This window comes from Trueperella pecoris, from assembly GCF_014926385.1.
Lineage (GTDB): Bacteria > Actinomycetota > Actinomycetes > Actinomycetales > Actinomycetaceae > Trueperella > Trueperella pecoris.
Window position 1 is genome coordinate 848,794 of sequence record NZ_CP053291.1, and the last position, 24,812, is coordinate 873,605.

Sequence of the window (24,812 nt, forward strand, 5' to 3'; positions counted from 1 at the left end):
GCACGCACCGGGGCTAGGCGGCGGGTACCGCTCGTTCTCACGTGGGTGCTCGCCGTTCTCGTCCTAGGCGCGTGGGGAGCGTGGGCTGGGCCCGGCTGGAATCCTCAACCGATGACGAATCTGATCGTCCCTCAGACGGCGTCGACGGCGATCATCTCCGCGGTCAATACGCCGAGGCTGGGCGCTTTTGAGGTTGCCAGTTCGATACACGAGGTGGCACTGAGTGACGGCCAGAAAATCCAGGTGACGCTACGCGAACCGGTGGGCAAGGAGGGCCAGAGCCCAGCAATCGTTTTCTTGCACGGCACCGGGACCTTCACCCACAAGGCCTTCGCGCAACACGCCACGTGGCTAGCTTCCACCGGAATTGTGACCGCGGTCCCCGACAAGCTACTCAACCACTATTCCGCTTTCGAGCGCGATTACGTTGGATTGTCGAAGGAATATCAGGCCGTAGCGACGTGGCTACGGGCGCAAGGCTCGGTTTATGCCCGAGAGGTGGGCTATTACGGCGAGTCTGAAGGAGCGTTGATCGCCCCGATCGCCGTCGTCAACGACGCCGACGCGGCTTTCCTCGTCCTCGTGTCGGATCCGGCCATGCCGATCCGTGAACAGGGCGCGTTCGCCGCCGACGCCTATCTTCGTAAATTGGGGGCGCCCTCGGCGCTGTATCAGGCCATCCCACGGCTCATCTCGGGGGCGATCGCGGACGGAAACTTCCTGTATGCCACTTTCGATCCCGGCCCATATCACGAGCGCATCACCGTGCCCGTCATGATGGCCTACGGGACAAAGGACCTTTCGATGCCCATCGTGCAAGGGCCGATTCGCGTTGCCGAAGATCTTAAGGAAGCGGGCAACGACGACCTCGTGTTGCGCTATTACAAGGACGCCGACCACGGCCTGCGCATCGACAAGGAGCTTCAATCCCAGCCCTACCAGGACATCTCGGATTTCATCAACGGTCTTCCCTCGTCGGTGCGCATGAGCCCGGCGGTGGCGGGCGCCCAACCTCGCCAGGACTACACCGCCCAGACGCTGGAGACCCCGCGGTGGTTTGGCTCCGGAGACGCTATGGCGGCCATCCTCGCCTCAGGGCTCATGCTGACACTCTTGGGCTCTTTGCTCATGATCGGCGGACGCCTACCGTGGGCGCGTCGGCAAACATACCGCGGTGTGGGCCGGCCGATCCTCGCCAGCGGCGTCCTCATCACACTCACGTGGCTGGCCTTTCTCGCCTACGTCATGGCGGTGGCACGGCTGGCCTTGTCCTATGAGACAAACCGGTGGGTGGTACAGGGCGGCGTGCTCGGGGTGCAGATCCTTGGCCTCCTCGCGCTGTTCTTCCTCGTGTTTGCGGCGTCACGGTGGTACGCGCGGCCCATGTTGACGCGCCGCGCCGGGGCGTCCTTGCGTGTGGTCGTCACGGGGCAGATTCTGCTCCTCTTCGCCCTGGCATACTGGGGCATCTACCCCTCGCCGTTCTTCTGAGTCTCCCGGCCATCGCTGTGCGGCGTGCCGAATCTGGCTGCGGCGTCTAATATGGAGGGCGATCCAAGGAGGATTCGTGACCAATCGACTGAGGGCAACGACGGTATCGATCACCGATACTGGCCGCGTGCGCGCCCGCAACGAGGATCGCCTCTTGACTACAGAACGCCTGTTTGCGGTGGCTGACGGCATGGGCGGGCACACCCTCGGCGATGTGGCCGCCACCTGTGCGATCGACGCGCTCAAAGACGCGCTGCCGGAGCTGGAATCGGAGCGCGAGCGCGGCGAGCACGAGTCGACGATCACGGCTGGCCTCATGAGGGCCGCGGACGAGATTTGCCGGTATGTCGACGGCGATCCGCGGGGTACGACCTCCACCTCGGTCCTCCACATTGGCAAGGCTGCGGGGACGACCATCGCCGGCGTCTACTTAGCGCGCGAGCCGATCGTGTTCCACGTGGGCGACTCTCGCGTGTACCGCTACCGCGGGGGAGAAATGGCGCGGCTCACGCGCGACCATTCATTAGTGCAGGAGATGGTCGATGCGGGGGAGATCACCGACGCGCAGGCGCATGTTCACCCGCGCAAGAACATCATCACCAGAGCTATCGGCACGTATGGGCCCCTCGCGTGGAGTTCGCCGCCGCTGAATTCACCGCGGGTGACTATGTGCTGGTGTGTTCCGACGGCCTGCACGATGAGCTGACGGATGAGGAAATCTCGGACGTTCTTCGTCGAGCGTCGACGATTGAGCAGGCCGTTGAAGAACTACGTGACGCGGCGCTCGCCGCCGGCGGTCATGACAACGTTTCTATCGTTTTGGCACAGATTGGAGAATGACGTGGCACTGTCCATTGACTTCGTCGGAGAATGGTTCACGGTTGACCCGAACGAACCATTTCTCATTGGACGCGAGGGCCCGCTCGAGCTCGATGACAACCCCTACCTGCACCGTCGCTTTCTTGTGATCACCCACCAGGACGGGATGTATTGGATCGACAACCTCGGATCTCGCCTGTCCGCCACACTCGCCGACGAGGACGGCCAGACCCAAGCTTACCTCGCGCCGGGAGCACGCCTGCCGCTTGTCTACGCCCGCACTAACCTGCTTTTCACCGCTGGCCCGACGACCTACGAGATGACGATCGTCAACGATGAGCCTCCGTACGCTCCGGCCAACGTGGTCAACGAGGATGAGGATTCGGGGGTGACGACGATCGGCCCGGTCGAGCTGACGCCGTCGCAGAAGCTACTCGTGGTTGCCCTTGCCAGACCGGTGCTGGCAGGCACGGGAACGACGTCGTCGATTCCGTCTTCGAAGGTGGCAGCCGAGCTTTTGGGCTGGCCGCTGACGCGATTCAATCGCAAGCTCGACCACGTGTGCGAAAAGCTGACGCGCCATGGCGTGCGCGGCCTGCACGGCGGACCCGAGAAGCTCGCCGTCAACCGGCGCGCCCGGCTCGTTGAGTATGCGGTGGCTACCCGCCTGGTGACGGTCGACGACGTCGACATGCTTGCCCACCCGATGGATTTTGACGACTGATGCAAGTAGAGCTCGGCCAATACATACTTCGGTGGTCAATCGGCGGGGACTACCTGGGTGCCGTGGCACAGGCCCCCATCTTTCTTCTCATCGATCCCGCGGACGAGCCCGGTGCCCGCGTGGCGGCCAAGCGCCTGCGCGATGGCTTTGGCGCGCTCGCCCGCGCGGGCGGAATCCCCGACGTCCATCAGGTTCGCCGCGTGTGGAACGACGCGATGACGGCCGCCGAATCCGATCTGGCAACGATTACCCTCATGGCCACCGACGTGGACATGCCGTCGGTGAATCTGGGTGCCGTGCTCCTGGCTGTCGTGGAGGAGGACGGTCACTACTCTTGGCTCGTCCACTCGATGGGGCCGCTCACGGCTGTCCACGACGACGGCACATCTAGCTCCGAGGTGGGCGGGGACTTCCGCCTGCAGCCGATGCGGGCGGGCGAGCGTTTCGTCCTATTATCCCAATCGTTGCGTGAGGCGCATTCCGCGGGTCGGATTCGCAACGTCATCTCTCAGCTTCCGCGCGCCCAGCGCGCTGCGGCCGTGCTCGTCAGCGACGAGCGCAATGCGGCCACCGCCGTCGTTGTCGACGTACACGACGCCGTGTCGATCGCTGCGCTCGATTTTCCCGAGACGCTCATGGCCGAGGACCTGGACGAGGAAGTCTCCGAGCCGAGCCTCACCTCCGACTGGGCCCTGCAGGCCCTGGGCATCGCGGGCCACACGCACGCCGCGGAGCAGCCGCTGACGGCGCCCGAACTCAACGATTTCGTCTTCGAGTCCTACCTTGGCTCGGGCGGCTACGCGGACGTCTTTCTCTATGAGGAGCAGACACCCAAGCGCTTGGTCGCGATCAAGGTTGGGGTGGGATCCGGGAAGGGGCGCAGCGGAGATTTTCGTTCGGAGATCGATGTGATGGGGCAACTGGGCGGGCATCCGTCGATTGTAAGTATCTTCGACGCCGACGTCGCGCCTACCGGTCAGCCCTACATTGTCATGCAATATTGTCCCGGGCCCTCGCTCGCCGAGCGGCTCGTGGACGGCCCGCTTCCGATCGAGGAGGTCCTGCGCATGGGGATTCAGCTGTCGGGGGCGACGCACACGGCACACATGCTCGGCATCGCCCACTACGACATCAAGCCCTCGAACGTGCTGACGACGGCGTTTGGCCGTTTCGCTCTGTCGGACTTCGGAATTGCGCAGATCGTGGGAAACTCCAGCACGGATGTGACCGGCATGTCCCTGCCGTGGGCGGCGCCCGAGGCGTTGCGCGGCGAGGAATGCACCTATCTTGCTGACGTCTATTCGATGGGAGCGACCCTCTACACCGCCATTTATGGCCACGCGCCATTCGCCACCGCCGGCTTGGGCAAGCGGGCCTATATCGAGCGTGTGCAGAACGCCGACATCGGCTACCCGCAGATTCCTGGCGTCACGGGGCTTGCCTTTGACAAGCTCGTGGCGGTGTTGGCCGGGGCGCTTGAGAGGGACGTGAATGCGCGGACGGCGTCGGTCGATCAGATCGGTCGCGGCCTGCAGGAAGTGCAAAGCGAGCTTGGGCTTGCCGTGACTGAACTGGAGATCCCGGCGAGCTAGCTCGTTACGTGGAACGCCGCCCCGAAGCGTGCGGATCCGTGTAGGCTGACGCCATGATCACGGCACTGGTCCTTATGTGCCGCGGCGAGGTCAATAGCTGACGCCTCCCCGCGGGAATTGATGTTGGCTCACACTACCCGCCACGATGGGCCCATGTGGGGCCGAATGGGAGAGACAATGAAGACTGCAGGTTTTGGATCGCGTCAGCAACCTTCGTCCATGCCGATTTCGAAGTATCGCCACTTTCTTGAATCGAATCCGGTGTCGCTGCCGGACCGCACCTGGCCGGGAAAGCGGATTACGAAGGCGCCGCGCTGGCTGTCCACCGATCTACGGGACGGCAATCAGGCGCTGATCGACCCGATGGACCCGGACAAGAAGCGCAAGATGTTCGATCTGCTCCTGGCCATCGGCATCAAGGAGATCGAGACGGGATTCCCAGCCGCGTCGAAGGCGGATTTCGACTTCGTGCGCTCGCTCATCGACGACGATGCCGTGCCCGAGGACGTGACGATTTCGGTGCTGACACAGAGCCGGCCCGAGATCATTCATCGCACTGTTGACGCGCTTGAGGGCCTGCCGCGCGCGACCGTCCACCTGTACAACGCCACGGCGCCTGTCTTCCGTGACGTCGTGTTCAACATGAACCGTGCACAGGTCAAGCAGCTGGCGGTGAGCGGCGCGCAGGACCTGATCTCCTACATGGAAAAGTGTTTCGGCGACGAGACCGTCGTCGGCTTCGAGTACTCGCCGGAGATCTTCGTCGATACGGAGCTGGACTTCGCCCTCGAGGTGTGCGAGGCGGTCATGGACGTGTGGCAGCCCGGACCCGATCGCGAGATCGTGCTCAACTTGCCGACCACCGTGGAGCGTTCGACCCCGAACGTGTACGCCGATCAGATCGAATGGATGAGCCGTCATCTTTCGCGCCGTGAGTTCGTGGCCTTGTCCGCTCACAACCACAACGACCGGGGAACCGGGGTAGCGACGACGGAGCTGGCCCTCCTTGCGGGTGCCGACCGCGTTGAGGGATGCCTCTTCGGGCAGGGAGAACGCACGGGCAACGTGGATCTGGTGACGGTTGCCTTGAACTTGTTTTCCGACGGGGTGGATCCGGAGCTTGACCTGTCCAACATTGACGAGGTTCGCCGCACGGTCGAATACTGCACGTCAATGGAAGTTCCTCCGCGCAGCCCCTACGGCGGCGACCTCGTCTACACGAGCTTCTCGGGCTCGCACCAGGATGCGATTAAGAAGGGCTTCGCGGCGCGGGCTGCCAAGGTCGCCCAAGCCGGCGGGGACGAGAACGCGGTGCTCTGGGAGCTGCCCTACCTGCCAATTGATCCGAAGGACGTGGGCCGATCGTATGAGGCCGTTGTGCGCGTCAACTCGCAGTCCGGCAAGGGCGGCGTCGCCTACCTGCTGTCCTCCACCCGGGATCTCGACCTTCCGCGCCGACTCCAGGTGGAGGTGTCCAACCTCGTCCAGCACCGCACCGACGTGTTGGGCGGAGAGGTCACGGCCGACGAGCTGTGGAAGATCTTCGTTGACGAGTATCTGCCCTACACGGCCGCTGAGGGACTTGAGCCGTGGGGCAAGTATTCCTTGCGCGGCACCACGGTCACGACGGCGGACGAGGGGCAGCACACGGTTTTGACCGTGACGTTGACCGAACGCGGCGAGGACGGGACGACGAACGACCTCACAGTAGCCTCCACCGGAAACGGCCCCATCGACGCCTTCACGGCCTCGCTGAAGAAGATTGGCATCGAACTGGACGTGTTGGATTACGCCGAGCACGCGCTGTCCGAGGGCGGGGACGCCACGGCCGCTTCCTACGTTGAGTGCGAGGTGGGCGGCCAGATCCTATGGGGCGTCGGGCTGGACCCGTCGACGGTGACCGCGGCCTTTAAGGCCATGATTTCGGCCGTCAATCGCGCCCTGCGATAGCCCTGTCGCAATCTCACACACCGGCCTGACGTATTCGGCGTCAGGCCGGTGCGATAATGCAGGGGTGAAGACTTACCGTGATGATGCGATTGTGCTGCGCTGCCACGATATTGGCGAGGCGGACCGCGTCATCACCATGCTCTCGCGCCGCAATGGAAAAGTCCGTGCGGTGGCCAAGGGGGTGCGGCGGACGAAGTCTCGCTTCGGCGCCCGCGTGGAGCCATTCTCGATGGTCGACGTCCAGCTGTATCGCGGGCGTAGCCTCGACACGATCACGCAGGTCGAGTCGCGCAGTCAGTATGGGCGTACACTCGCAGGCGATTACGATGCCTACACAACCGCTTCGGCGATGCTCGAGCTCGCCGATCGTCTGACGGGCGAGGACGCGGATCCGGAGCAGTTCCAGCTTCTCCACGGCGCCCTGCACGCGGCCGCCACCTTCGCCCATCGGCCCGAGCTCGTCCTGTATTCGTACATGCTGCGGGCGATGGCCCTCTCGGGCTGGGCCCTAGCCGTCTTTGAATGCGCCAGGTGCGCAGCGCCGGGCCCGCACGAGGCCTTCCACGTCCACAGCGGAGGTGCGGTGTGTAACGATTGCCGCCCACCGGGGGCAACAATCCCAACCGTCGAGACGTGGCAACTCATTGGCGCGTTGGCCGAGGGGGACTGGCGGATCGCCGACGCCGCCGCGGAGCCCGCCCGTCGTTCGGCGGGAGCGCTCATCGCAGCTTTCGTCCAATGGCAGCTGGAATCGAACGTGTTGTCGCTGCGCATGGTGCGCGTGGGGGAGGACTGAGGAGACACATGGATAAGCACGTAGCCGCTCACGTCGCGATCGTCATGGACGGCAATGGTAGGTGGGCCAATGCGCAGGGCTTGCCCCGTACGGAGGGGCATCGCGCGGGGGAGGACGCCCTCATGGACGTCATCGCCGGGGCGATCGAGGCGGGCGTGAAGGTGCTTTCCGTTTACGCCTTTTCAACCGAGAATTGGCGGCGCTCGCCGCGCGAGGTTGCCTTCCTCATGAATTATTCGCGCGAGGTTATTTGCCGGCGCCGCGAGGAGCTGAGGACGTGGGGAGTCAAGATCGTGTGGTCGGGCCGCCAGCCGCGGCTGTGGACGTCGGTGATTAACGAGCTTCAGGCGGCCGAGCGACACACGGCGGCGTGCGATACCCTCATTCTTAATTTTTGTGTCAATTACGGCGGGCGAAACGAGATTGCCGACGCCGCAGCGGAACTTGCCCACGACGTTCAGCGTGGGCTTGTTCGGCCACACCAGGTCACGCCGGAGCTCCTGGGGCAATACATGTACCAGCCTGATTTGCCCGACGTGGATCTGTTCATTCGCACTGGCGGCGAGCAACGGACGTCGAACTTCCTCATCTGGGAGTCGCCCTACGCTGAGTACATGTTCGTCGACGAGCCGTGGCCGGAGTTTAACCGGCAATCGCTATGGCGGTGTTTGGAGTCCTATGCCAGCCGTGATCGTCGCTTCGGCGCGGCCAAAGACACCGTCGCGGAGGGCTGATTGCGGGTCCGCTAGGTGGGCGGACACAGAAAGTGTCGGGGGGCTTGCGTAGACTTGTGAACATGTTGAAACGTCTTGATCTACGTGGAATGTCGCTCACGCGCGCCGAGCTGGCGGCGAAGTTGCCCCGTGCGACTGTCGATATTGATGCGGCCCTAGAATCGGTCCGCCCGATTATCGAGCGCGTGCGCGCCGAAGGGGGCACCGTGTTACGCGAGCTGGGTGAGCGCTTTGATGGCGTGCGCCCGGAGTATTTGCGCGTCCCGCAAGAGGCTATTGACGACGCCGAGGCACGGCTTTCGCCGGAGCTCCGCCATGCTTTACAGCTATCGATCGAACACAACCGTGCCGGTCACCGCGCTCAGCTTCCGCGTGAGGGGCGAACCGAGATCGTTCCCGGTGGATTCGTTTTCCAGCGGTGGATACCGGTTGAGCGCGTAGGCTTGTACGTTCCCGGCGGCCTGGCTGTCTATCCGTCCTCGGTCATCCACAACGCGGTTGCCGCGCAGGTGGCGGGCGTGCAACAGATCGCCCTAGCCTCGCCGCCGCAAAAGGGCTTCGGCGGACTGCCGCACCCCACGATTCTCGCCGCCTGCAAGCTTCTTGGTATCACGGAGGTCTATGCCGTGGGTGGGGCACAGGCTATTGCCATGTTTGCCTACGGCGCCGCGGGCGAAGCAGGAACCGCGGATGATGCGGTGCTGTGTGAGCCTGTGGACGTGGTCACGGGGCCGGGCAATATATACGTGGCCGCGGCTAAACGCGCGGTGCACGGCGTCGTTGGCATCGATGCCGAGGCGGGAACCACCGAGATCGCCATCATTGCCGATTCGGGTGCCAATCCGCGTTTCGTCGCAGCTGACCTTCTTTCGCAGGCCGAACACGATCCGGCCGCCGCGTCGGTTCTGATCACCGACAGCCCGGAGTTTGCCGACGCCTGCGATCGCCTGCTCGAGGAGATGGCCGCGCAGACCAAGCATTCTCAACGCGTGGCGACTGCGCTGGCAGGCCCACAGTCCGGCGTCGTGATCGTGGACGATCATGACGAGGCGATCCGGGTGGCGAACGCCTACGCGGCGGAGCACCTCGAAATCCATACGGCTAACGCTGCCGAAGATGCGAAGCTGATTCGTAACGCGGGTGCGATCTTCGTCGGCCCGTATACGCCGGTGCCGCTCGGGGACTACATGGCAGGTTCGAACCACGTGCTGCCCACGGGGGCAACCGCGCGATTCGCAGCCGGGCTCAACGTCATGGCCTATATCAAGTCGGTGCAAGAAATCGAATACGGCGCCGATGCGATGGCGTCGATGCTCGCGCCGTTGACGGCGCTTGCCATGGACGAGGATCTGCCCGCGCACGCGAATGCTCTGAAGGTGAGGACACAAGAATGAGGCTGCCACTGCGCCCCGAGTTCGTCGGGCAAGAGCCATACGGCGCCCCGCAGTTGGATGTGCCTGTCGTGCTCAACACGAACGAGAACCCGCACGAGCCGGCTCCCGAGGTGATCGCCGATATCGCGCAACGCGTTGCCGAGGCGGCCGCGAGTCTCAACCGGTATCCGGATCGTGAGGCCGTAGCTCTTCGGGCCGACCTGGCCGCGTACCTCAACGCCGAATCGGGCGTCGATCTCGACGCCAGTCGCGTGTGGGCGGCCAACGGCTCGAACGAGGTCATGGCACAGGTACTGACGGCTTTCGCGGGGCCCGGGCGCACGGTATTGACCTTCACCCCCTCCTACTCGATGTACCCGGAGTACGCGCGAAACGTTTACGGAGATTTCGTCGCGATCGCCCGTGATGAGGACTTCTCTATCAGAGTTGACGACGTCCCGCTCCAGCTTGGCGAACACCGGCCGGCCGTTGTTTTGCTTGCCTCGCCGAACAACCCCACGGGCACGGCCCTCGATATCGAGGACCTGCGCGTTATCCTAGAGGCAAGCCGCACCACCGGCCCCAGCGACGATGGGTGGCCGGCAGCCACGATCGTCGTCGTCGACGAGGCGTACGGGGAGTTCCGGCGTGACGGCGTTCCGAGCGCGCTGGAGCTACTTGACGAGTTCGATAACCTGATCGTCACGCGCACGATGTCCAAGGCCTTCGGCGCGGCGGGGCTGCGGCTGGGATACATGGCGGCGAGCCGGGAGGTCGTTGACATGATCCGAATCGTTCGCCTGCCCTACCATCTGTCCGCCGTGAGTCAGGCGGCGGCTCGGGCGGCCCTCGCTCATCGGGACTCACTGATGGAACAGGTCGATCAGATTCGGCGCGATCGCGATGCGCTGACCGAGGAGCTTTCGAGCTTGGGATACCGCGTGGCGCCCTCGGACGCGAACTTCCTCATGTTCGGCACCTTCGAGGACCGCCACGGGCTCTGGCAGCGCCTGCTCGATCGTGGCGTGTTGATTCGCGAGGTTGGCCCTGCGGGCTGGCTTCGTGTGAGTATTGGTAAGCCGCACGAAAATGCGGCATTTGTGGAAGCGTTGAAGGAGGCGCGATGAGCCGTGTAGGGAAGGTCGAACGGACAACCGCTGAGTCCTCGATTCGAGTGAACATCGATCTGGATGGCACCGGCCAGGCCAAGATCCATACGGGCGTGCCGTTCTACGATCACATGCTCATCGCTCTTTCGAAGCATTCGCTGATCGACATGGAGATCGAGGCGGACGGCGATATCGAGGTCGATGTGCACCACACTGTAGAGGACACCGCGATTTGCCTCGGCCAGGCGCTCAAGATCGCCCTGGGGGACAAGCGGGGGATCGGCCGTTTTGGTGACAGCGTGGTGCCTTTGGACGAGGCGCTCGCCCGCGCCGTCGTGGACGTGTCGGGTCGCCCCTACATCGTGCACCGCGGCGAACCCGCAGGCCAGGAGTATCACCTCATCGGCGGGCATTTCACGGGATCGATGACGCGCCACGTGTTTGAATCGCTCGCGTTCAACGCAGAGATCTGCCTCCACGTCGAGCTCCTTGACGGCCGCGATCCCCACCACATCGTTGAGGCGCAGTTCAAGGCGCTCGCCCGCGCGCTGCGTGCGGCAGTCGAATATGACCCGCGCGTGGTGGGCGTCCCGTCGACAAAGGGGGCACTGTGAATTCGCGCCGCCGTTTCGTCGTTCTCACGCCCTTTAGCCAGCCCGAAGTAGTGGCCGGGATCCTGCGCCTGCGTGGGATCGAGGCGCATGTGGTGGCCACCGAATCTGGGGTGTGCGTCGTCCGCGAGGTCATGAAGCGCGAATTTGCCGATTGGGACATCGCAGAGCTCCTCGGCGGTGAGCCCGAACCGGTAGACGAGCCCGCCGATCCTTCGGACGATCCCGAAAACATCGTCGGCCCGCTTTCCGAGCTGTCGGCCTACGGCGTCGTCCTCATCACCGCCGAGCTGGGTGACAACGTCGGGGGCGAGGCAGGTGTGTCCGGACTCGTCAGCGCAGTGCGCTACGTCCACGCAGAACGCGGCGAGGAGGTTCAGGCCGGCATCATGCTCAACATGCTCGATTCGCTGGTCGAACGCCTGGTGATCGGCAACGCCGACGCCGCGCAGATCGGCATCGCCACCAAGGATCTCACGCTCGTCGACGTCGAGCGCATCCTCGGCACGGGCGGCTCGGATAAGGAAGGCGGAGTCTCGTGATCGCAGTCCTCGATATCAACATTGGCAACGTCCGATCGGTCGTCCGCGCCTTCGAAAAGGTGGGCGCGGACGTTGAACTGACCTCCGATCCCGACGTGGTGATGAGCGCCGATGGACTGGTCGTTCCAGGAGTGGGGGCGATGGGAGCCGTCATGGACAAGGTGCGCAGCCTTCGCGCCGACCGGCTCATGGAGCGTCGCCTTGCCGGTGGCCGCCCCGTGATGGGCATCTGCGTGGGCCTGCAAATCATGTTCGACGGTTCGACCGAGCACGGAGGCGCAGAGGGCCTGGCGCAATGGCCGGGTACGGTTGACCTGCTGCCCGCGCCGATCGTTCCACACATGGGCTGGTCGCCCGTACAGGTTCCCGAAGGGTCAACCCTCTTCGCGGGCATAGAAAATGAACGTTTCTACTTCGTTCACTCCTACGCTGTCATGTCCGATCCCGCCGAGGGCTTCGACACCGAACATTTCGCGCCGCCACTGGTAACGTATGCCGAGCACGGCGCGCGCTTCGTGGCAGCCGTCGAAAATGGCCCGCTGGTGGCCACCCAATTCCATCCCGAAAAGTCCTCCGACGCCGGCCTGCAGCTTTTGCGTAACTGGCTGGACTCGATTGGCCAATAGCAAGGCTTTCCGGCCACGAAAGGAAAAGATGTCTCAGGCTCTACAGCTGTTACCCGCCGTCGACGTCGTTGACGGCAAGGCAGTCCGCCTCAACCAGGGCGAGGCTGGAACCGAGCAGGTTTATGGTGATCCGGCTCAGGCCGTGGCCGCATTCGTGGCCCAGGGTGCCAGCTGGATCCACCTCGTGGACCTCGATGCGGCCTTTGGTCGTGGTTCGAACCACGAGTTGCTGACCCGGATCGTGGCCGATCACGACGCGGTGAAGATTGAGCTTTCGGGAGGAATTCGCGACGACGCCTCGCTTGCCCGCGCCATCGAGGCTGGTGCCGCACGCGTCAACCTCGGCACCGCCGCACTCGAAGACCCGGCGTGGACGAAGCGGGCCATCGCCGAGTACGGGGACAAGGTCGCTGTGGGACTCGACGTGCGAGGGGAGGTGCTCTCGGCGCGTGGCTGGACGAGCGAAGGCGGAAACCTCTGGGAGGTGCTCAAGCGTCTGGACGAGGACGGTTGCGCCCGTTACGTCCTGACAGACGTGACCAAAGACGGCATGTTGAGCGGCCCGAACCTGGACCTCTTGGCGAGGGTCTGTGCGGCAACGGACCGGCCGGTGGTTGCCTCCGGGGGAGTCTCCTCCCTTGCGGACATCGCCGCGCTGCGCACACTGACCGATCTGGGAGTGGAAGGCGCGATCGTTGGCAAGGCACTCTACGCGGGCAACTTCACGCTCCCGCAGGCGCTTGCCGTTGCCGAAGGCGAGTAATGGATTTCAATCGGGTGCTAAACCCCCAGCCTTTCGCAGGGGATCTCGGGGACATCACGGACGAGCTCGCCGCGGCCTATGCCGAGCCCAATCGTCGGCGAACGGTTGCGATCGTCGAGGCCCTCGGCCGCGTTCTTGTCCCGGTCCTGCCACATGCCCACCCGGGCAGGGACGGCGCCGGCGTGGCCGGGCACGAGGGGCGGAGTGGAAAAACGGACCCCCTGGAATGCCCTGATGAGGACCTCGTGCGGGTCGCATTTCCGGGAGGAAAGCAGGCGTTGCCAATATTTTCTAGCGCCCGCGCGCTGGCGGAATGGAATCCGACGGCGCGGCCGGTGCCCCTCGAGGTCTCCAAGGTTGCATCGGCTGCCTTGCAACGCGGGCAGGGCGTGATGGTTCTTGACCCGGATTCGGAGCAGACCACGTGGCTGGGCCGGAGCGCCACCGCCGCGCTGGCCTCCGGCACAGCGTGGACGGCGCCCTGGGAAGATCCATCGATTGCATCGCGCATCCTCGCCGGTGTAGACGGCGAACTTCCGGGACTGGCCGGGTTGTGCCTCGAGCCGGGACGGGCGGGCGCGGCCGTCGTCGTCGTTGAGCTCACCGAGCAGGTGGATCGGGAACAAGCGGCCAACATTGCCCACACCCTCATGGCTGTGATGGGATCTGACCCTTACGTCAAGGCGCGCCTCGATGTCGTCGAGCTCAGGCCCCGCCAGGTGGGAAAGCTCACGCGTTAAAAGGCCCTGACGGCGGCGGTGAAAATAGAAAAGGTCAGACGTGGCTGGTAAACTTCCATACGACCACGCCGGCAAACGCCGGAAATGCAAGCGGAGAAATCCCACCTTGAGTTCCCAAATTGGGGGAGCCGGGTTATGAGTCACAACGGGCTGAGCCGTGTTGTCCTCTGGATACTCCGTGCGCATTGCACGTCGAAGTAGAAGAGGAACCGTTATCAACGAGCCAAGAGTCAACGATCGAATTACCGTTTCCGAGGTACGACTAGTCGGACCGGGCGGTGAACAGGTCGGCGTCGTTCGCGTTAAGGATGCCCTGCGCCTTGCCCAGGAAGCTAATCTCGATCTTGTTGAGGTGGCGCCCAACGCTAATCCTCCGGTTGCGAAGCTGATGGATTACGGCAAATACAAGTACGAAGCTGCACAGAAGAAGCGTGAAGCACGTCGTAACCAGGTGAATACCCAGCTGAAGGAGATTCGCCTCAGTCTGAAGATTGAGAAGCACGATTACGAGACCAAGGTCGGTCGCATCAAGAAGTTCCTTGATGGCGGCGACAAGGTCAAGATTCAGCTTCGCTTCAAGGGCCGCGAGCAGCTACGTCCGGAAATGGGTGTCCGTCTCATGGAGCGTATTGCGAACGATACCGAGGAAAACTCCACTGTAGAGTCAGCGCCTCGCGTTGACGGCCGCAACATGGTGATGGTGCTTGCTCCTATTCGCCGTAAGTCTCAGGCGAAGTCCGATCAGCGTCGTAGGCGCGAAGCCGAGCGCGAGCAGCGCAAGGCCGATGAGGCGCGGCGGGCCCAGAAGAACGCGGACCGAGTCGCGGAGAAATCTGCCGGGACTGAAGAGAACTAGAAAAGAAGGACATGAAAAAATGCCTAAGATGAAGACCCACTCGGGTGCCAAGAAGCGCTTCCGCGTCACCGGTAGCGGCAAGCTGATGCGTGAGCAGGCGGGCAAGCGCCACCTCCTCGAGCACAAGTCGACGCGTCGCACCCGTCGCCTGTCCTCTGACCAGCCGGTCGCTGCGGCTGACGTCAAGTCCACCAAGCGCCTTCTGGGCCGCTAATCAGTAGGAGAAACAAAGAATGGCACGCGTAAAGAACGCTCTTAACTCCAAGAAGTCCCGCCGTACCACGCTTGAGCGCGCCAAGGGCTACCGCGGCCAGCGCTCGCGCCTGTACCGCAAGGCCAAGGAGCAGGTCACTCACTCATTCGTCTACAACTACCGTGACCGTAAGGTCCGCAAGAATGAGTTCCGCAAGCTCTGGATCCAGCGCATCAACGCTGCGTGCCGCGCTGAGGGCATGGTCTACTCGCGCTTCATGCAGGGCCTGTCGCTCGCCGGCATCGAGGTTGATCGTCGCATGCTCGCCGAGCTCGCCGTCAACGATCCGGCCGCTTTCAAGGCTATTGTTGAGGCCGCTAAGGCTGCTCTTCCGGCTGACGTGAACGCGCCGGTTGCGAAGTAATTTACGATATCGCTGACGGCGGTGGATGCGGGAATGACCCGCATCCACCGCCTTGCTTTGTTCTATAGCCCCGTAAGTGTGCTGATAGGATAGGGCAAGACGAAAGGTAAAAATCATGGTTGAGATCATCGAACCGAAGGTTGAAAAGACGGACATCGAGGGGCTGGTCGTCATCACCCCCAAGCAGATTACCGACGAGCGCGGCACGATTCGCGAGCTGGTGCGCCGCTCGTGGCTAGTCGAGCAAGGCTTTGTGAGCGACTTCGAACAGGCCAACAACACCTTCACGCACAAGGGCGGGCTTCGTGGCCTGCACGCTGAGGCGATGACGAAGCTTGTCACTGTTGTTTCCGGCCGAGCCTTCGGCGCCTATGTTGACGTCCGTGATGGCTCGCCGAGCTTTGGGGCTGTCGTGACCGTCGATATCGCGCCGGGGACGATGGTTCTCGTTCCGCAGGGCGTGTGCAACGGCTTCCAGGCCACTGAGGACGAGACCGAATACCTCTACTTCTTCGACCGTGAGTGGAAGCCGGGGATGCCGGGTTCGGCGCTGGCCCCGTTGGATCCGGAGCTCGGCATTCAGTGGCCGATTCCCGTAGACGTCAACGATCGGGCCATGATCTCCGACAAGGATCTCAACGCCCCACGGCTGGCCGACCTGAAGGCCAAGTAGTGCCGCGCCGCCATACGGAAGGTTTCACGGGTCAGCTCAAGAAGGTCGCGGGGCTGCAGCAGCGCCGCCAGCGCGAGCGTTTCGGTCAGATGATTGTTGAGGGCCCGCAGGCTGTGCGTGAGCTTCTTGCCCAGCCGGAGTTCGTGCGTGACCTCTACGTGACCGAGGCCGGCCTGAGCCAGCATCCCGACCTAGACGCGCTTGCCCAGCGCGTGGATCCCTACACCCACATTCTCAGCGAGGACGTGTTTGGCCGGCTTTCGACCAGCGCCCAGGGATGGCTCGCCGTCGCCGAGGCGCCACTACAGCCGAGCCTGGAGGAGTTTTTCGCCGCGAGCCCGCGCCTCGTGGTCTGCCTCGTGGAATCTGGCGACCCCGGTAATCTTGGCACGATTATTCGTAGCGCGGACGCGGCGGGCGCGGACGGCGTCGTGCTGTGCAAGGGCTCGGTGGAGCTGTTCAACCCCAAGGTGATTCGATCCTCTGTTGGTTCGGTGTTTCACCTGCCGATCCTGAGCGACGTGACGGTGGACGACGCCGTCGCGGCGGCTCACGCTCACGGGCTGACGGTTCTGTGCGCCGACGGGAGCGCAAGAGTGGACCTGCTGGCCGCTCCGAGCGAGGCGGGGGCTAACCTGGCCGACCCCACGATGTGGCTCGTGGGTAACGAGGCCCATGGTTTCACCCCTCAACAGTTGGCGCTCGCTGACCTGGCGGTTCGCATCCCGATGTGGGGGCAGGCCGAGTCGTTGAATGCGGCTGTGGCGGCGTCGCTGTGCCTGTATTCGAGCGCGCTTGCCCAGCGGCGCTGACTGACGCTGTAAGTGCGCCGGGGTAGGGTTAGTGCATGAGGTTGCTCCAAGGGTGTGAGGAGAGACATGCACCTATTTGATCCGATCGAACTGCGCGGAAAGCAGATCCGCAACAGGCTCTGGCTTCCGCCGATGTGCCAGTACAGCGCGGGGGAGAAGGGCGAATGGCTCGGCCGTCCGAACGATTGGCATTACCAGCACTACGCCTCGCGTTCGCTGGGTGGCTTTGGGCTCGTCACGGTCGAGGCCACCGCCGTCGCTCCCGAGGGGCGCATTTCTCCGTTCTGCCTCTGCCTCGACGACGAGGCCGACGTTCCTGCCTTTCGCCACATCGCGCGCGTCATTAATCAGCACGGGGCGTTGCCCGCTATCCAGCTCAATCATGCGGGCAGGAAGGCTTCCACGGGCGTGCCGTGGGAGGGTTCGCACGCGTTGGGCGAGAGCGGTTGGCAGACCCTTGGCCCGAGCCCTCTTCCCTTCGACAAGGAGTTGCCGGCGCCGCGCGAGATGACGCACGAAGATATCGAACGCGTCATCGGACAGTTCGCCCGATCGGCTCAGCTTGCCGTCGAGGCGGGTTTTCAGGCGATCGAGCTTCACGCCGCACATGGCTACCTCATTCACCAGTTCCTCTCTCCCGTGTCCAACGTGCGCCAGGACGAATGGGGAGGCGACTTCGAGGGCCGCACGCGCCTGTTGCGCGAGGTGCTTCGCGCCGCGCGTGGTGCGATTGGTGATCTGCCGCTGTTTGTGCGGCTCTCCGCCACGGACTGGCTGGCCGAGTATTTTGAGGAACGCGAGGGGACGTTCGGCTGGACAGTGAAGGACTCGATCAGGCTGGTTCGGGAACTTGACGATGTCGACTTCTGGTCAATTACCTCGGGAGGCTGTATTCACGCGAAGATTCCCGTCGGCCCCGGTTACCAGATTCCCTTCGCCCGGCGTATTAAAGATGAGACGGGCGCGCTCGTTGGCGTGGCCGGGCAGATCACGAACGCCACGCAGGCCGACGTCGTCGTCTACGAGGAGGAGGCCGACGTGGTTTACACCGGCCGGGTGGCGCTCCACGACCCGTACTTGCCGCGCCATTGGGCACTCCAGCTTGATGAAAACGTTCCGTGGCCACATCAGTACCTGAGGGGCCGCGAGGACAACTAGGGGCGAGATGTCGATACCGCCGACTGGCCGGCGAGGAGTTGCCGCTGGTGTACGTCGCCCTCGGGGAATCGGCGGAAACGACGTCGGCCAGGCCTGGATGACGCGGGAGGATTTCGCGGTTTAGTTCGACGCCGTCGCGCAGGCGCTCGCAGGTCATGCCACTGTGGCAATACATGGTCCGCTACCACGCTGCCGATCTCTTCCACCCCAATTCGCCCTGGTATGCGGTCTGGGCGCAGGAGTTTGCCGATGTTGTGGCCGCGGCCTACGGGTGGCGCAGCGTGAACGTTGATGACATCGGCCCCTGGCCCGGGCCGATGTCCACCGACCTTTAGCGCGAAGAACCACATATTGAGGGGCAAAATCGCCCCTTGCCGGCCAAATGATTAGACTTAGACAGTTAAGACCCGGCAGGGCAAGGAAAGGTAGACATGACGCTCAGTCCACTCGATGAGGCGGGCATCGCACAGGCCGTCGAGGATGCCAAGGCGGCATTCTCCGGCGCGAGCAGCCTTGAGGAATTGAAAGAGGCACGTCTTTCGCACAGCGGAGATAAAGCGCCCATCACCCACGCGAACATGCAGATTCGCAACTTAGATAAGGCGGACAAGCCCGTGGCGGGCAAGCTCATGGGTGCCGCACGCAAGGCCATTGGCGAGGCGCTCGCCGCCGCCACGAAACGCCTTGAGGCAGCCGACCAGGCTCGCGTGTTGCGCGAGGAACGCGTGGACGTCACGGTCCCCACCCGGCGCAACCCCATCGGCGCGCGTCACCCCTTGCCCGTGCTCATGGAGGACGTTGCCGACCTCTTCGTCGCGATGGGGTGGGAGATCGCCGAGGGTCCCGAAATCGAAAACGAGTGGTTTAACTTCGATTCGCTCAATTTCGGCCCCGATCACCCGGCCCGCCAGATGCAGGACACGTTCTACATCGATTCCGTTCAGCGAGTCGGCGTCGAGTCGACCCAGAAGGTTGCCGACACGGAAGGCCTCGTTCTTCGTACCCACACGTCGCCGGTTCAGTCGCGCGTCATGCTTGACCGTGGCGAGCCGCCGATCTACATCGTCTGCCCGGGCAAGGTGTTCCGCACGGACGCGCTCGACGCGACCCACACGCCCGTGTTCCACCAGATCGAGGGGCTCGCGGTTGACAAGGGCCTGACGATGGAGCATCTTAAGGGCGCGCTCGATCACTTCGCCAAGGGCATGTTCGGCCCGGAGGCCAAGACGCGCCTACGCCCGTCATTCTTCCCCTTCACCGAGCCCAGCGCAGAGATGGACCTGTGGTTCCCGCAGAAGAAGGGCGGCCCGGGGTGGATCGAATGGGGTGGCTGCGGCATGGTCAACCCTGAGGTCCTGCGAAACGCGGGTATCGATCCCGACGTTTACACCGGCTTCGCCTTCGGCATGGGTATCGAGCGCACGCTCATGCTACGTAACTCGATCGACGACATGCGTGACATGGTGGAGGGCGACGTTCGCTTCTCTACGCAGTTCGCCACCACGGGAAGGGGCAACTAATGCCAAGGATTCCAATCGATTGGCTCGCGGATCACGTGGAGGTTCCCTCCGGCCTGAGCGCTGAGCAGCTCGCCGCCGACCTCGTCAAGGTTGGTCTCGAGGAAGAAGAGATTCATCGCTCCGAAGTGACCGGCCCGATCGTCGTCGGGCGCGTGCTCACGCTGGAAAAGAACGAGCAAAAGAACGGCAAGCTGATCAACTACTGCCGCGTCGACGTCGGTGAGCACAACGACGCCCCCGGCGAGGGCAAGGAGCCCTCCGAGTTCGCCTCGCGCGGCATTATTTGCGGAGCTCACAACTTCGTCGAGGGCGACTACGTGGTGGTTTCCCTTCCGGGCGCCGTCCTGCCGGGCAATTTCGCCATCGCCGCGCGCAAGACTTACGGGCACGTGTCCGACGGGATGATCTGCTCGAAGGCCGAGCTCGGTCTCGGCGAGGACCACAGCGGCATTATCGTGCTCGCCTCCTCCCCGGAGGAAGCCGCCGAGCGCGGCATCCCGGCAGTGGGTGAGGATGTGCTCGACTATCTTGGCCTTGCCGGCGAGGTTCTGGAAATTAACGTCACTCCCGACCGCGGCTACTGCTTCGCTATGCGCGGGGTGGCGCGCGAGTTTTCCCACTCCACCGGGGCCCGCTTCACCGATCGTGGTCTGGAGGAAAATCTGGATGCGCCGTTGCCCGTACCCAATGCGGAGGGTTTCCCGGTCAAGGTCGACGACGTCGCCCCGATTCATGGCATACCCGGTTGCGATCGTTTCGTCACCCGCATCGTCCGCGGGGTCGATCCGCTTGCTGCTTCACCGACGTGGATGCAGGATCGCCTGAGCGCCGCGGGCATGCGTCCGATTTCGTTGGCCGTGGACGCCACGAATTACGTCATGCTCGACCTTGGCCAGCCGCTCCACGCCTACGACCTCGATAAGCTGGTCGCGCCGATCGTCGTGCGCCGCGCTCGTGATGGCGAAACGCTGGTCACCCTCGACGAGGTGGAGCGCAAGCTCGGTGGCGACGACCTGCTCATCACCGATTCTGAAGGAGGCGAGGGCGCGCGCGTCATCGGCCTCGCCGGTACGATGGGCGGGCTCGAGACCGAGATCACCGCCTCGACGACCAACGTGCTTATCGAGGCCGCACACTTTGACCAGGTCTCTGTGGCGCGCATGGCCCGCAAGCACAAGCTTCCTTCGGAGGCTGCCAAGCGCTTTGAGCGCGGAGTTGACCCGCGCATCGCGGCTGTGGCCGCCCAGCGTGTGGCCGATATTCTCGTCGAGTTCGGCGGGGGAGAGCTCGATCCGGCCAACTTTGACTTCAACGTCACGGTCGATCCCAAGCCCCAAGCGTTCGACGTCAACGAGGTCGCTCGCGTGGCGGGTCTGCGGCTCGACAAGGCCACGATCGTCGGCATCTTGCGTCAGATCGGTTGCGTCGTCGAAGACGAGGGGGACGGCTCGGTCGTCTCCGTCACCGCGCCCACGTGGCGTCCCGACCTGACCGGCCCCGCACACTTCGTCGAAGAGGTTGCCCGCCTCGTCGGCTACGATGAGATCGCTTCGAAGCTGCCCCCGGTTCCCGCCGGCGCCGGGCTGAGCCCGACCCAGCGTCACCGCCGCGACATCAGCCGCACCCTCGCCGAGCAGGGGTGGACCGAGGTCCTGTCCTATCCCTTCGTCTCCGGCGAGACGTTTGCCAAGCAGGGAATTCCCGACGACGACGATCGCCGTCTCGCCATTCGCCTGGCCAACCCCTTGCAGGACGAGTCCCCCTACATGCGCACGTCGCTGCTGGACTCGTTGCTCGAGACGGCGCGCATCAATGTGGCTCGCGGCAATCCGACCGTCGCCATTTTCGAAGCTGGCATCGTGACCAACCCTGCGGGCATCGGCTCAGCAGATAACCCGGGCGTCGGCAAGCGTCCGAGCGAGGAGGCCCTCGCGGCGCTTCGCGCAACGATCCCCTCCCAGCCGCACCACGTGGCAGGCGTGGCCATCCCGATGGCGACTCAAGCCGCGGCGGGCCTGTCGGGGCAGACGTGGGATTGGCGAGACGCCCTCGAGGCCGTCAAGTCGTGCGCCCGCACGATTGACCTCACGCTGACCGCGGCTAACGCTGAACGCGCTCCGTTCCACCCTGGCCGGTGCGCCGAGCTCTCTGTAGGCGAGGTTCTCATCGGCCACGCCGGCGAGCTCGATCCACGCGTGTGCAAGGCCTTCGACCTCCCGGCTCGCTCGATCGCCTTCGAGTTTGATGTTGATGCGCTGACGAAGGCTCGTGGACATCATCCCATCAGCGTCGCAGCTGTGCGAACGAACCCGGTGGCGAAGGAGGACTTCGCGCTCGTCGTCGACGATACAGTGACCGCCGCGCAGGTGGCGGACGTGCTCGCCGCAGCGGCTGGTGACCTGCTCGAGGAGATCCGCCTGTTCGACATCTACACCGGTGACCAAATCGCTAAAGGCAAGAAGTCGCTGGCGTATGCGTTGCGGTTGCGTGCTGACTACACGTTGACGGCTGAGGACATCTCCCAGGTGCGTCACCGTGTCATCAAGGCAGCGAAGAAGGCTTTCGGAGCTGAGCTTCGCGCATAAGTGACAGGGCCGGTCGTTGCGACCGGCCCTGTTTCCGTCTGGCATGTTGATAGCCCAGAGCGCTGCTTGATGGCGGCTTACACTCCAGCCATCGGATACGGAGGAGATCGTATGGGAAAGAAGAAGCAGGCGGGGGCCACGCGCGCCCTCCAGGCCCTCGATCGGGCCGGTGTCGTCTACCAGCTCATCGAATACGAACATTCGGAGCGGATGGAAAACGGATACGCGCTCGATACCTCCCAGGTGCTGGGAATCGACCCGCGCCTCATATTTAAGACGCTCATCGCTAAGGTCGATAGCAGCGCCGTCGTCGCGGTGGTGCCCGCGTCGGGCCGACTCAACCTCAAGTCCCTGGCGAAGGCTGCCGGCGGAAAATCAGCCGCGATGATGGAGCCTGCCCAAGCGGAAAAACTTACCGGATACGTCACGGGCGGCATCTCGCCGCTTGGGCAGATGCGTCAGTTGCCCACCTACATCGACTCCTCGGCCAAGCAGCTGGAGAAGATGATCGTCTCCGCGGGAAAGCGCACGCTCTCGGCCTCGCTCAGGCCCGCCGATCTCGCATCGCTGACCGGCGCGATTTTTGTCCCCATCGCCGCCGACTAGGCATAGCAAAAGCAGGCAGCGAGCTCTCGCCGCCTGCTTTTGGTTTCAAGCCGCAGGTTACTTCATGCCGCCGAAGAACTTCTCCCACGGCATCTCCAGGGGAGCATCCTTTTCGATGATCTGGTAGAGGTAGCGGCAGAGCGGGAAGTCTTCAGGCTTGATGAGGCCGCGCTCGGTCAGCGGCTCTAGTGCGCCGCCGATGACGCGGATGGCCTGCACGCCTTCCAACGTCACGCCCTTCATGAGGCAATCGCGCACTTCGGAGAACGGCACGCCCTCGCCGACGAACGTGCCGGCCTTGACATTGCGGCCGCCCGCGGAGGTCACGTACATGTCGCCGACGCCGGCCAGCCCATCCGCCGTCTGCGGCTGTCCGCCGAGGAGGGTCATGAACTGGCGGAGCTCGGTCTGCCCTTGGCCGAAGACGGCCGCGTTGTAGTTGAAGCGCACGTAGCGATCGTCCTGCTTGCCTTCCTTGCGAAGAAGGCCCGCGCCAAGGCCGGCGGCGAAGGCGTAAATGTTCTTCGTGGCAGCGCCGATCTCGCATCCGCGGAAGTCGGTCGAGGTCCATACGTGGTAGTAGTCCGTGCGGAACAGGTCGGCGAGGTAGTCGAGGGAATCTTGGTCTTCGCCCGCGAAGATGACGCACGTGTCATGGTGGACGGCGACTTCGCCGGCGATCGACGGGCCGACGATCGCATTCCACGTCACCGACTCGGCGAGCTCCTCGTCGAAGAAGGAACGCAGGACGTCGGGCAGGAGATGGAGCGTGCCGTCGTCGTCGGCCTCCATTCCCTTGGTGACGTTGAGGATCTTCATCCCGGGCTTGACCAGTGTGGCAAGGTGCTCGCCGGCCCAATGCACGCCGAAGGAATTGACGCCAGACATGGCGACGTCGGCGCCCTCGAACGCCTCCTCGGCGTCTTCGAGCTGGTAGGCCACGACCTTGTCATTGACCTTGAGGCCGAGGTCGGGATGGATGCCGGTCGTCTGGATGGACTCGATGATGTCGCGATCGAGGTGGGTGCCCACAAGGTTGACCTTGTGGCCGTTTTCGGTTAGGGGGAAAGTCAGGGCCGTGGCCATGATGCCGGCGCCGAGTACTGCGATGGTTGCCATTTAATTCTCCTTGGAGGTGATGGCCAAGATGTCCTCGGCCGTTTTCGTGTCAATAATGAAGATCTTTGCCAGCCCGGCTCGTGCCGCCGCGACCATGACCGGAGCCTTGGCAGGGTCGCCCGCCATGGCGATGGACACGTTGGCGTGGGCTAGGCTCTCGAGGGGATAGGCGATCGTGCGCCGTTCGAGCTGGGCCGAAATGGGCCTGCCGTTTTCGTCGACGAAGTGGCACAGGATGTCGCCAACCGCGCCCTTCTTGCGGATGACGTCGATGGTGTCTTCGGTGAGGAAGCCAGACTTGACGAGCACCGAATCCTTGCTGACCGTTCCGGGGGAGTAGACGATCACCTCGGCGTGGCGCGCGCCTTCGAAGATGCGTGCGATTGACGGTTCGGCCATGAGCTGCGGGCCGAGTTCAGGGTTGCCGATGATGGCGGGCGCGGGAAGGGTGTAGGCGGTGCCGGTGCCCTTGTGTGCGATGGCAGAAACGGAGGAGGAAACCTCGTTGTCACCGCGGTGGGTGGGCCCGCCGTTGGTCTGAAATACCCGCACGCCGGGGGACCACTGGTCGGGCAGGGCCCTCGCAAGCGCGGTCATCGTTCGGCCCCATGCCACGGCCAGGTTGCGGATCGGTGCACGGTTGAGGAGGAATTGGGCGACGGCACGCGCGACGACCTCGTTGCCGTCCTCCTGATTCTTGGGCACGACGATCACCTTGTCTAGGCCCAGCTCGGCCGCAATCTGCTGCTCGAGGTGATGAGTCTGAGCGCGGGGGTGGTTGATGGAGATGGTGACGAGCCCGCTTTGACGTGCCTCGTCAATGAGGCGGCCGACAGTCCAGCGGGTGTACCCCAGGCGGGTTCCGATTGCCTGCTGGGTGAGCCCCTCCATGTAGTACAGGTAGGCCGCTTCGAACATTAGGTCTTCGCGTGACATCTGCTCCAGTGCTTTGTCCATGCTCCGAGTCTTGCACAATGCAACTAATGTGTGTGTCCA

At 63.8% G+C, this 24,812-nt stretch carries 27 protein-coding genes; 25 read left to right on the top strand and 2 right to left on the bottom strand.

Features of this window, described 5'->3' with window-relative positions; genetic code table 11:
* The first annotated feature begins 111 nt into the window (after nt 1-111).
* From HLG82_RS04055 to ybaK, 25 genes are all read left to right on the top strand, one after another.
* On the top strand, nt 112-1,491 hold the full coding sequence (locus tag HLG82_RS04055) for an alpha/beta hydrolase family protein (RefSeq protein ID WP_193327427.1): 1,380 nt from the start codon (nt 112-114) through the stop codon (nt 1,489-1,491).
* A gap of 76 nt (nt 1,492-1,567) precedes the next feature.
* On the top strand, nt 1,568-2,197 hold the full coding sequence (locus tag HLG82_RS04060) for a PP2C family protein-serine/threonine phosphatase (RefSeq protein ID WP_193327428.1): 630 nt from the start codon (nt 1,568-1,570) through the stop codon (nt 2,195-2,197).
* A complete protein-coding gene (locus HLG82_RS04065; RefSeq protein ID WP_193327429.1) occupies nt 2,167-2,331 on the top strand; it encodes a PP2C family protein-serine/threonine phosphatase in 165 nt (54 codons plus the stop codon). The genes HLG82_RS04060 and HLG82_RS04065 overlap by 31 nt, the downstream gene beginning before the upstream one ends.
* 1 nt (nt 2,332) lies before the next feature.
* Nucleotides 2,333-3,034 (top strand): FHA domain-containing protein, encoded by a 702-nt coding sequence (locus tag HLG82_RS04070; RefSeq protein ID WP_197550625.1) that lies wholly within the window; start codon nt 2,333-2,335, stop codon nt 3,032-3,034.
* Nucleotides 3,034-4,626 (top strand): serine/threonine-protein kinase, encoded by a 1,593-nt coding sequence (locus HLG82_RS04075; RefSeq protein ID WP_193327431.1) that lies wholly within the window; start codon nt 3,034-3,036, stop codon nt 4,624-4,626. The genes HLG82_RS04070 and HLG82_RS04075 overlap by 1 nt, the downstream gene beginning before the upstream one ends.
* A 177-nt stretch (nt 4,627-4,803) precedes the next feature.
* Nucleotides 4,804-6,576, top strand: coding sequence for a 2-isopropylmalate synthase (gene leuA / locus HLG82_RS04080; RefSeq protein WP_193327432.1), 1,773 nt, complete (start codon nt 4,804-4,806; stop codon nt 6,574-6,576).
* Between the two features lie 64 nt (nt 6,577-6,640).
* Nucleotides 6,641-7,372, top strand: coding sequence for a DNA repair protein RecO (recO, locus tag HLG82_RS04085; protein ID WP_193327433.1), 732 nt, complete (start codon nt 6,641-6,643; stop codon nt 7,370-7,372).
* Nucleotides 7,373-7,380: 8 nt separating this feature from the next.
* On the top strand, nt 7,381-8,106 hold the full coding sequence (gene uppS, locus HLG82_RS04090) for a polyprenyl diphosphate synthase (protein ID WP_246462245.1): 726 nt from the start codon (nt 7,381-7,383) through the stop codon (nt 8,104-8,106).
* A gap of 62 nt (nt 8,107-8,168) precedes the next feature.
* Nucleotides 8,169-9,500, top strand: coding sequence for a histidinol dehydrogenase (gene hisD / locus HLG82_RS04095; protein ID WP_193327435.1), 1,332 nt, complete (start codon nt 8,169-8,171; stop codon nt 9,498-9,500).
* Nucleotides 9,497-10,606: a histidinol-phosphate transaminase gene (locus HLG82_RS04100; protein ID WP_193327436.1), complete on the top strand. Its 1,110-nt coding sequence runs from the start codon at nt 9,497-9,499 to the stop codon at nt 10,604-10,606. The genes hisD and HLG82_RS04100 overlap by 4 nt, the downstream gene beginning before the upstream one ends.
* Nucleotides 10,603-11,202: an imidazoleglycerol-phosphate dehydratase HisB gene (hisB, locus tag HLG82_RS04105; RefSeq protein ID WP_193327437.1), complete on the top strand. Its 600-nt coding sequence runs from the start codon at nt 10,603-10,605 to the stop codon at nt 11,200-11,202. Before HLG82_RS04100 ends, hisB begins: the two co-directional genes overlap by 4 nt.
* Nucleotides 11,199-11,741, top strand: a complete 543-nt coding sequence (locus tag HLG82_RS04110) for a hypothetical protein (protein WP_193327438.1) — start codon at nt 11,199-11,201, stop codon at nt 11,739-11,741. Before hisB ends, HLG82_RS04110 begins: the two co-directional genes overlap by 4 nt.
* Nucleotides 11,738-12,367, top strand: a complete 630-nt coding sequence (gene hisH / locus HLG82_RS04115; protein ID WP_193327439.1) for an imidazole glycerol phosphate synthase subunit HisH — start codon at nt 11,738-11,740, stop codon at nt 12,365-12,367. Before HLG82_RS04110 ends, hisH begins: the two co-directional genes overlap by 4 nt.
* Before the next feature lie 28 nt (nt 12,368-12,395).
* Entirely contained in the window at nt 12,396-13,130 is a 735-nt protein-coding gene (gene priA, locus HLG82_RS04120; RefSeq protein WP_193327440.1) for a bifunctional 1-(5-phosphoribosyl)-5-((5-phosphoribosylamino)methylideneamino)imidazole-4-carboxamide isomerase/phosphoribosylanthranilate isomerase PriA, read from the top strand.
* Nucleotides 13,130-13,870, top strand: a complete 741-nt coding sequence (locus HLG82_RS04125; protein WP_193327441.1) for an SseB family protein — start codon at nt 13,130-13,132, stop codon at nt 13,868-13,870. Before priA ends, HLG82_RS04125 begins: the two co-directional genes overlap by 1 nt.
* Before the next feature lie 178 nt (nt 13,871-14,048).
* On the top strand, nt 14,049-14,726 hold the full coding sequence (gene infC, locus HLG82_RS04130; RefSeq protein ID WP_246462244.1) for a translation initiation factor IF-3: 678 nt from the start codon (nt 14,049-14,051) through the stop codon (nt 14,724-14,726).
* Between the two features lie 19 nt (nt 14,727-14,745).
* Nucleotides 14,746-14,940 carry a 50S ribosomal protein L35 gene (gene rpmI, locus HLG82_RS04135; RefSeq protein ID WP_193327442.1) on the top strand — a complete coding sequence of 65 codons (195 nt, stop codon included), beginning with the start codon at nt 14,746-14,748 and terminating at the stop codon, nt 14,938-14,940.
* Between the two features lie 19 nt (nt 14,941-14,959).
* Nucleotides 14,960-15,343: a 50S ribosomal protein L20 gene (gene rplT, locus HLG82_RS04140; protein WP_193327443.1), complete on the top strand. Its 384-nt coding sequence runs from the start codon at nt 14,960-14,962 to the stop codon at nt 15,341-15,343.
* A gap of 115 nt (nt 15,344-15,458) precedes the next feature.
* Entirely contained in the window at nt 15,459-16,016 is a 558-nt protein-coding gene (locus HLG82_RS04145; RefSeq protein WP_193327444.1) for a dTDP-4-dehydrorhamnose 3,5-epimerase family protein, read from the top strand.
* Nucleotides 16,016-16,828, top strand: a complete 813-nt coding sequence (locus HLG82_RS04150) for a TrmH family RNA methyltransferase (protein ID WP_255313936.1) — start codon at nt 16,016-16,018, stop codon at nt 16,826-16,828. Before HLG82_RS04145 ends, HLG82_RS04150 begins: the two co-directional genes overlap by 1 nt.
* Before the next feature lie 66 nt (nt 16,829-16,894).
* A complete protein-coding gene (locus tag HLG82_RS04155) occupies nt 16,895-17,986 on the top strand; it encodes an NADH:flavin oxidoreductase/NADH oxidase (RefSeq protein ID WP_193327445.1) in 1,092 nt (363 codons plus the stop codon).
* Nucleotides 17,987-18,141: 155 nt separating this feature from the next.
* Nucleotides 18,142-18,321: a hypothetical protein gene (locus tag HLG82_RS04160; RefSeq protein WP_193327446.1), complete on the top strand. Its 180-nt coding sequence runs from the start codon at nt 18,142-18,144 to the stop codon at nt 18,319-18,321.
* A gap of 96 nt (nt 18,322-18,417) precedes the next feature.
* Nucleotides 18,418-19,506 (top strand): phenylalanine--tRNA ligase subunit alpha, encoded by a 1,089-nt coding sequence (gene pheS / locus HLG82_RS04165; protein ID WP_193327447.1) that lies wholly within the window; start codon nt 18,418-18,420, stop codon nt 19,504-19,506.
* A complete protein-coding gene (gene pheT / locus HLG82_RS04170) occupies nt 19,506-22,091 on the top strand; it encodes a phenylalanine--tRNA ligase subunit beta (RefSeq protein WP_193327448.1) in 2,586 nt (861 codons plus the stop codon). The genes pheS and pheT overlap by 1 nt, the downstream gene beginning before the upstream one ends.
* A gap of 111 nt (nt 22,092-22,202) precedes the next feature.
* The gene (gene ybaK / locus HLG82_RS04175) at nt 22,203-22,697 is read left to right on the top strand and encodes a Cys-tRNA(Pro) deacylase (RefSeq protein ID WP_193327449.1); all 495 of its coding nucleotides are present in this window, start codon (nt 22,203-22,205) and stop codon (nt 22,695-22,697) included.
* A 57-nt stretch (nt 22,698-22,754) separates the two neighbouring features.
* Here the strand turns inward: ybaK and HLG82_RS04180 are convergent, their stop codons facing one another.
* Nucleotides 22,755-23,816 (bottom strand): NAD(P)H-dependent glycerol-3-phosphate dehydrogenase, encoded by a 1,062-nt coding sequence (locus HLG82_RS04180; RefSeq protein WP_193327450.1) that lies wholly within the window; start codon nt 23,814-23,816, stop codon nt 22,755-22,757.
* Entirely contained in the window at nt 23,817-24,773 is a 957-nt protein-coding gene (locus tag HLG82_RS04185; RefSeq protein WP_193327451.1) for a sugar-binding transcriptional regulator, read from the bottom strand.
* Nucleotides 24,774-24,812 lie beyond the last annotated feature (39 nt).

Coding starts and splice junctions, on each gene's coding strand:
- HLG82_RS04125 (WP_193327441.1), top strand. CDS start 13,130: ATGGATTTCAATCGGGTGCTAAACCCCCAGCCTTTCGCAGGGGATCTC.
- pheT (WP_193327448.1), top strand. CDS start 19,506: ATGCCAAGGATTCCAATCGATTGGCTCGCGGATCACGTGGAGGTTCCC.
- HLG82_RS04185 (WP_193327451.1), bottom strand. CDS start 24,773: ATGGACAAAGCACTGGAGCAGATGTCACGCGAAGACCTAATGTTCGAA.
- leuA (WP_193327432.1), top strand. CDS start 4,804: ATGAAGACTGCAGGTTTTGGATCGCGTCAGCAACCTTCGTCCATGCCG.
- rplT (WP_193327443.1), top strand. CDS start 14,960: ATGGCACGCGTAAAGAACGCTCTTAACTCCAAGAAGTCCCGCCGTACC.
- uppS (WP_246462245.1), top strand. CDS start 7,381: ATGGATAAGCACGTAGCCGCTCACGTCGCGATCGTCATGGACGGCAAT.
- HLG82_RS04100 (WP_193327436.1), top strand. CDS start 9,497: ATGAGGCTGCCACTGCGCCCCGAGTTCGTCGGGCAAGAGCCATACGGC.
- priA (WP_193327440.1), top strand. CDS start 12,396: ATGTCTCAGGCTCTACAGCTGTTACCCGCCGTCGACGTCGTTGACGGC.
- hisD (WP_193327435.1), top strand. CDS start 8,169: ATGTTGAAACGTCTTGATCTACGTGGAATGTCGCTCACGCGCGCCGAG.
- HLG82_RS04180 (WP_193327450.1), bottom strand. CDS start 23,816: ATGGCAACCATCGCAGTACTCGGCGCCGGCATCATGGCCACGGCCCTG.
- HLG82_RS04145 (WP_193327444.1), top strand. CDS start 15,459: ATGGTTGAGATCATCGAACCGAAGGTTGAAAAGACGGACATCGAGGGG.
- hisB (WP_193327437.1), top strand. CDS start 10,603: ATGAGCCGTGTAGGGAAGGTCGAACGGACAACCGCTGAGTCCTCGATT.
- HLG82_RS04155 (WP_193327445.1), top strand. CDS start 16,895: ATGCACCTATTTGATCCGATCGAACTGCGCGGAAAGCAGATCCGCAAC.
- rpmI (WP_193327442.1), top strand. CDS start 14,746: ATGCCTAAGATGAAGACCCACTCGGGTGCCAAGAAGCGCTTCCGCGTC.
- pheS (WP_193327447.1), top strand. CDS start 18,418: ATGACGCTCAGTCCACTCGATGAGGCGGGCATCGCACAGGCCGTCGAG.
- HLG82_RS04160 (WP_193327446.1), top strand. CDS start 18,142: ATGCCACTGTGGCAATACATGGTCCGCTACCACGCTGCCGATCTCTTC.
- HLG82_RS04055 (WP_193327427.1), top strand. CDS start 112: ATGACGAATCTGATCGTCCCTCAGACGGCGTCGACGGCGATCATCTCC.
- ybaK (WP_193327449.1), top strand. CDS start 22,203: ATGGGAAAGAAGAAGCAGGCGGGGGCCACGCGCGCCCTCCAGGCCCTC.
- HLG82_RS04075 (WP_193327431.1), top strand. CDS start 3,034: ATGCAAGTAGAGCTCGGCCAATACATACTTCGGTGGTCAATCGGCGGG.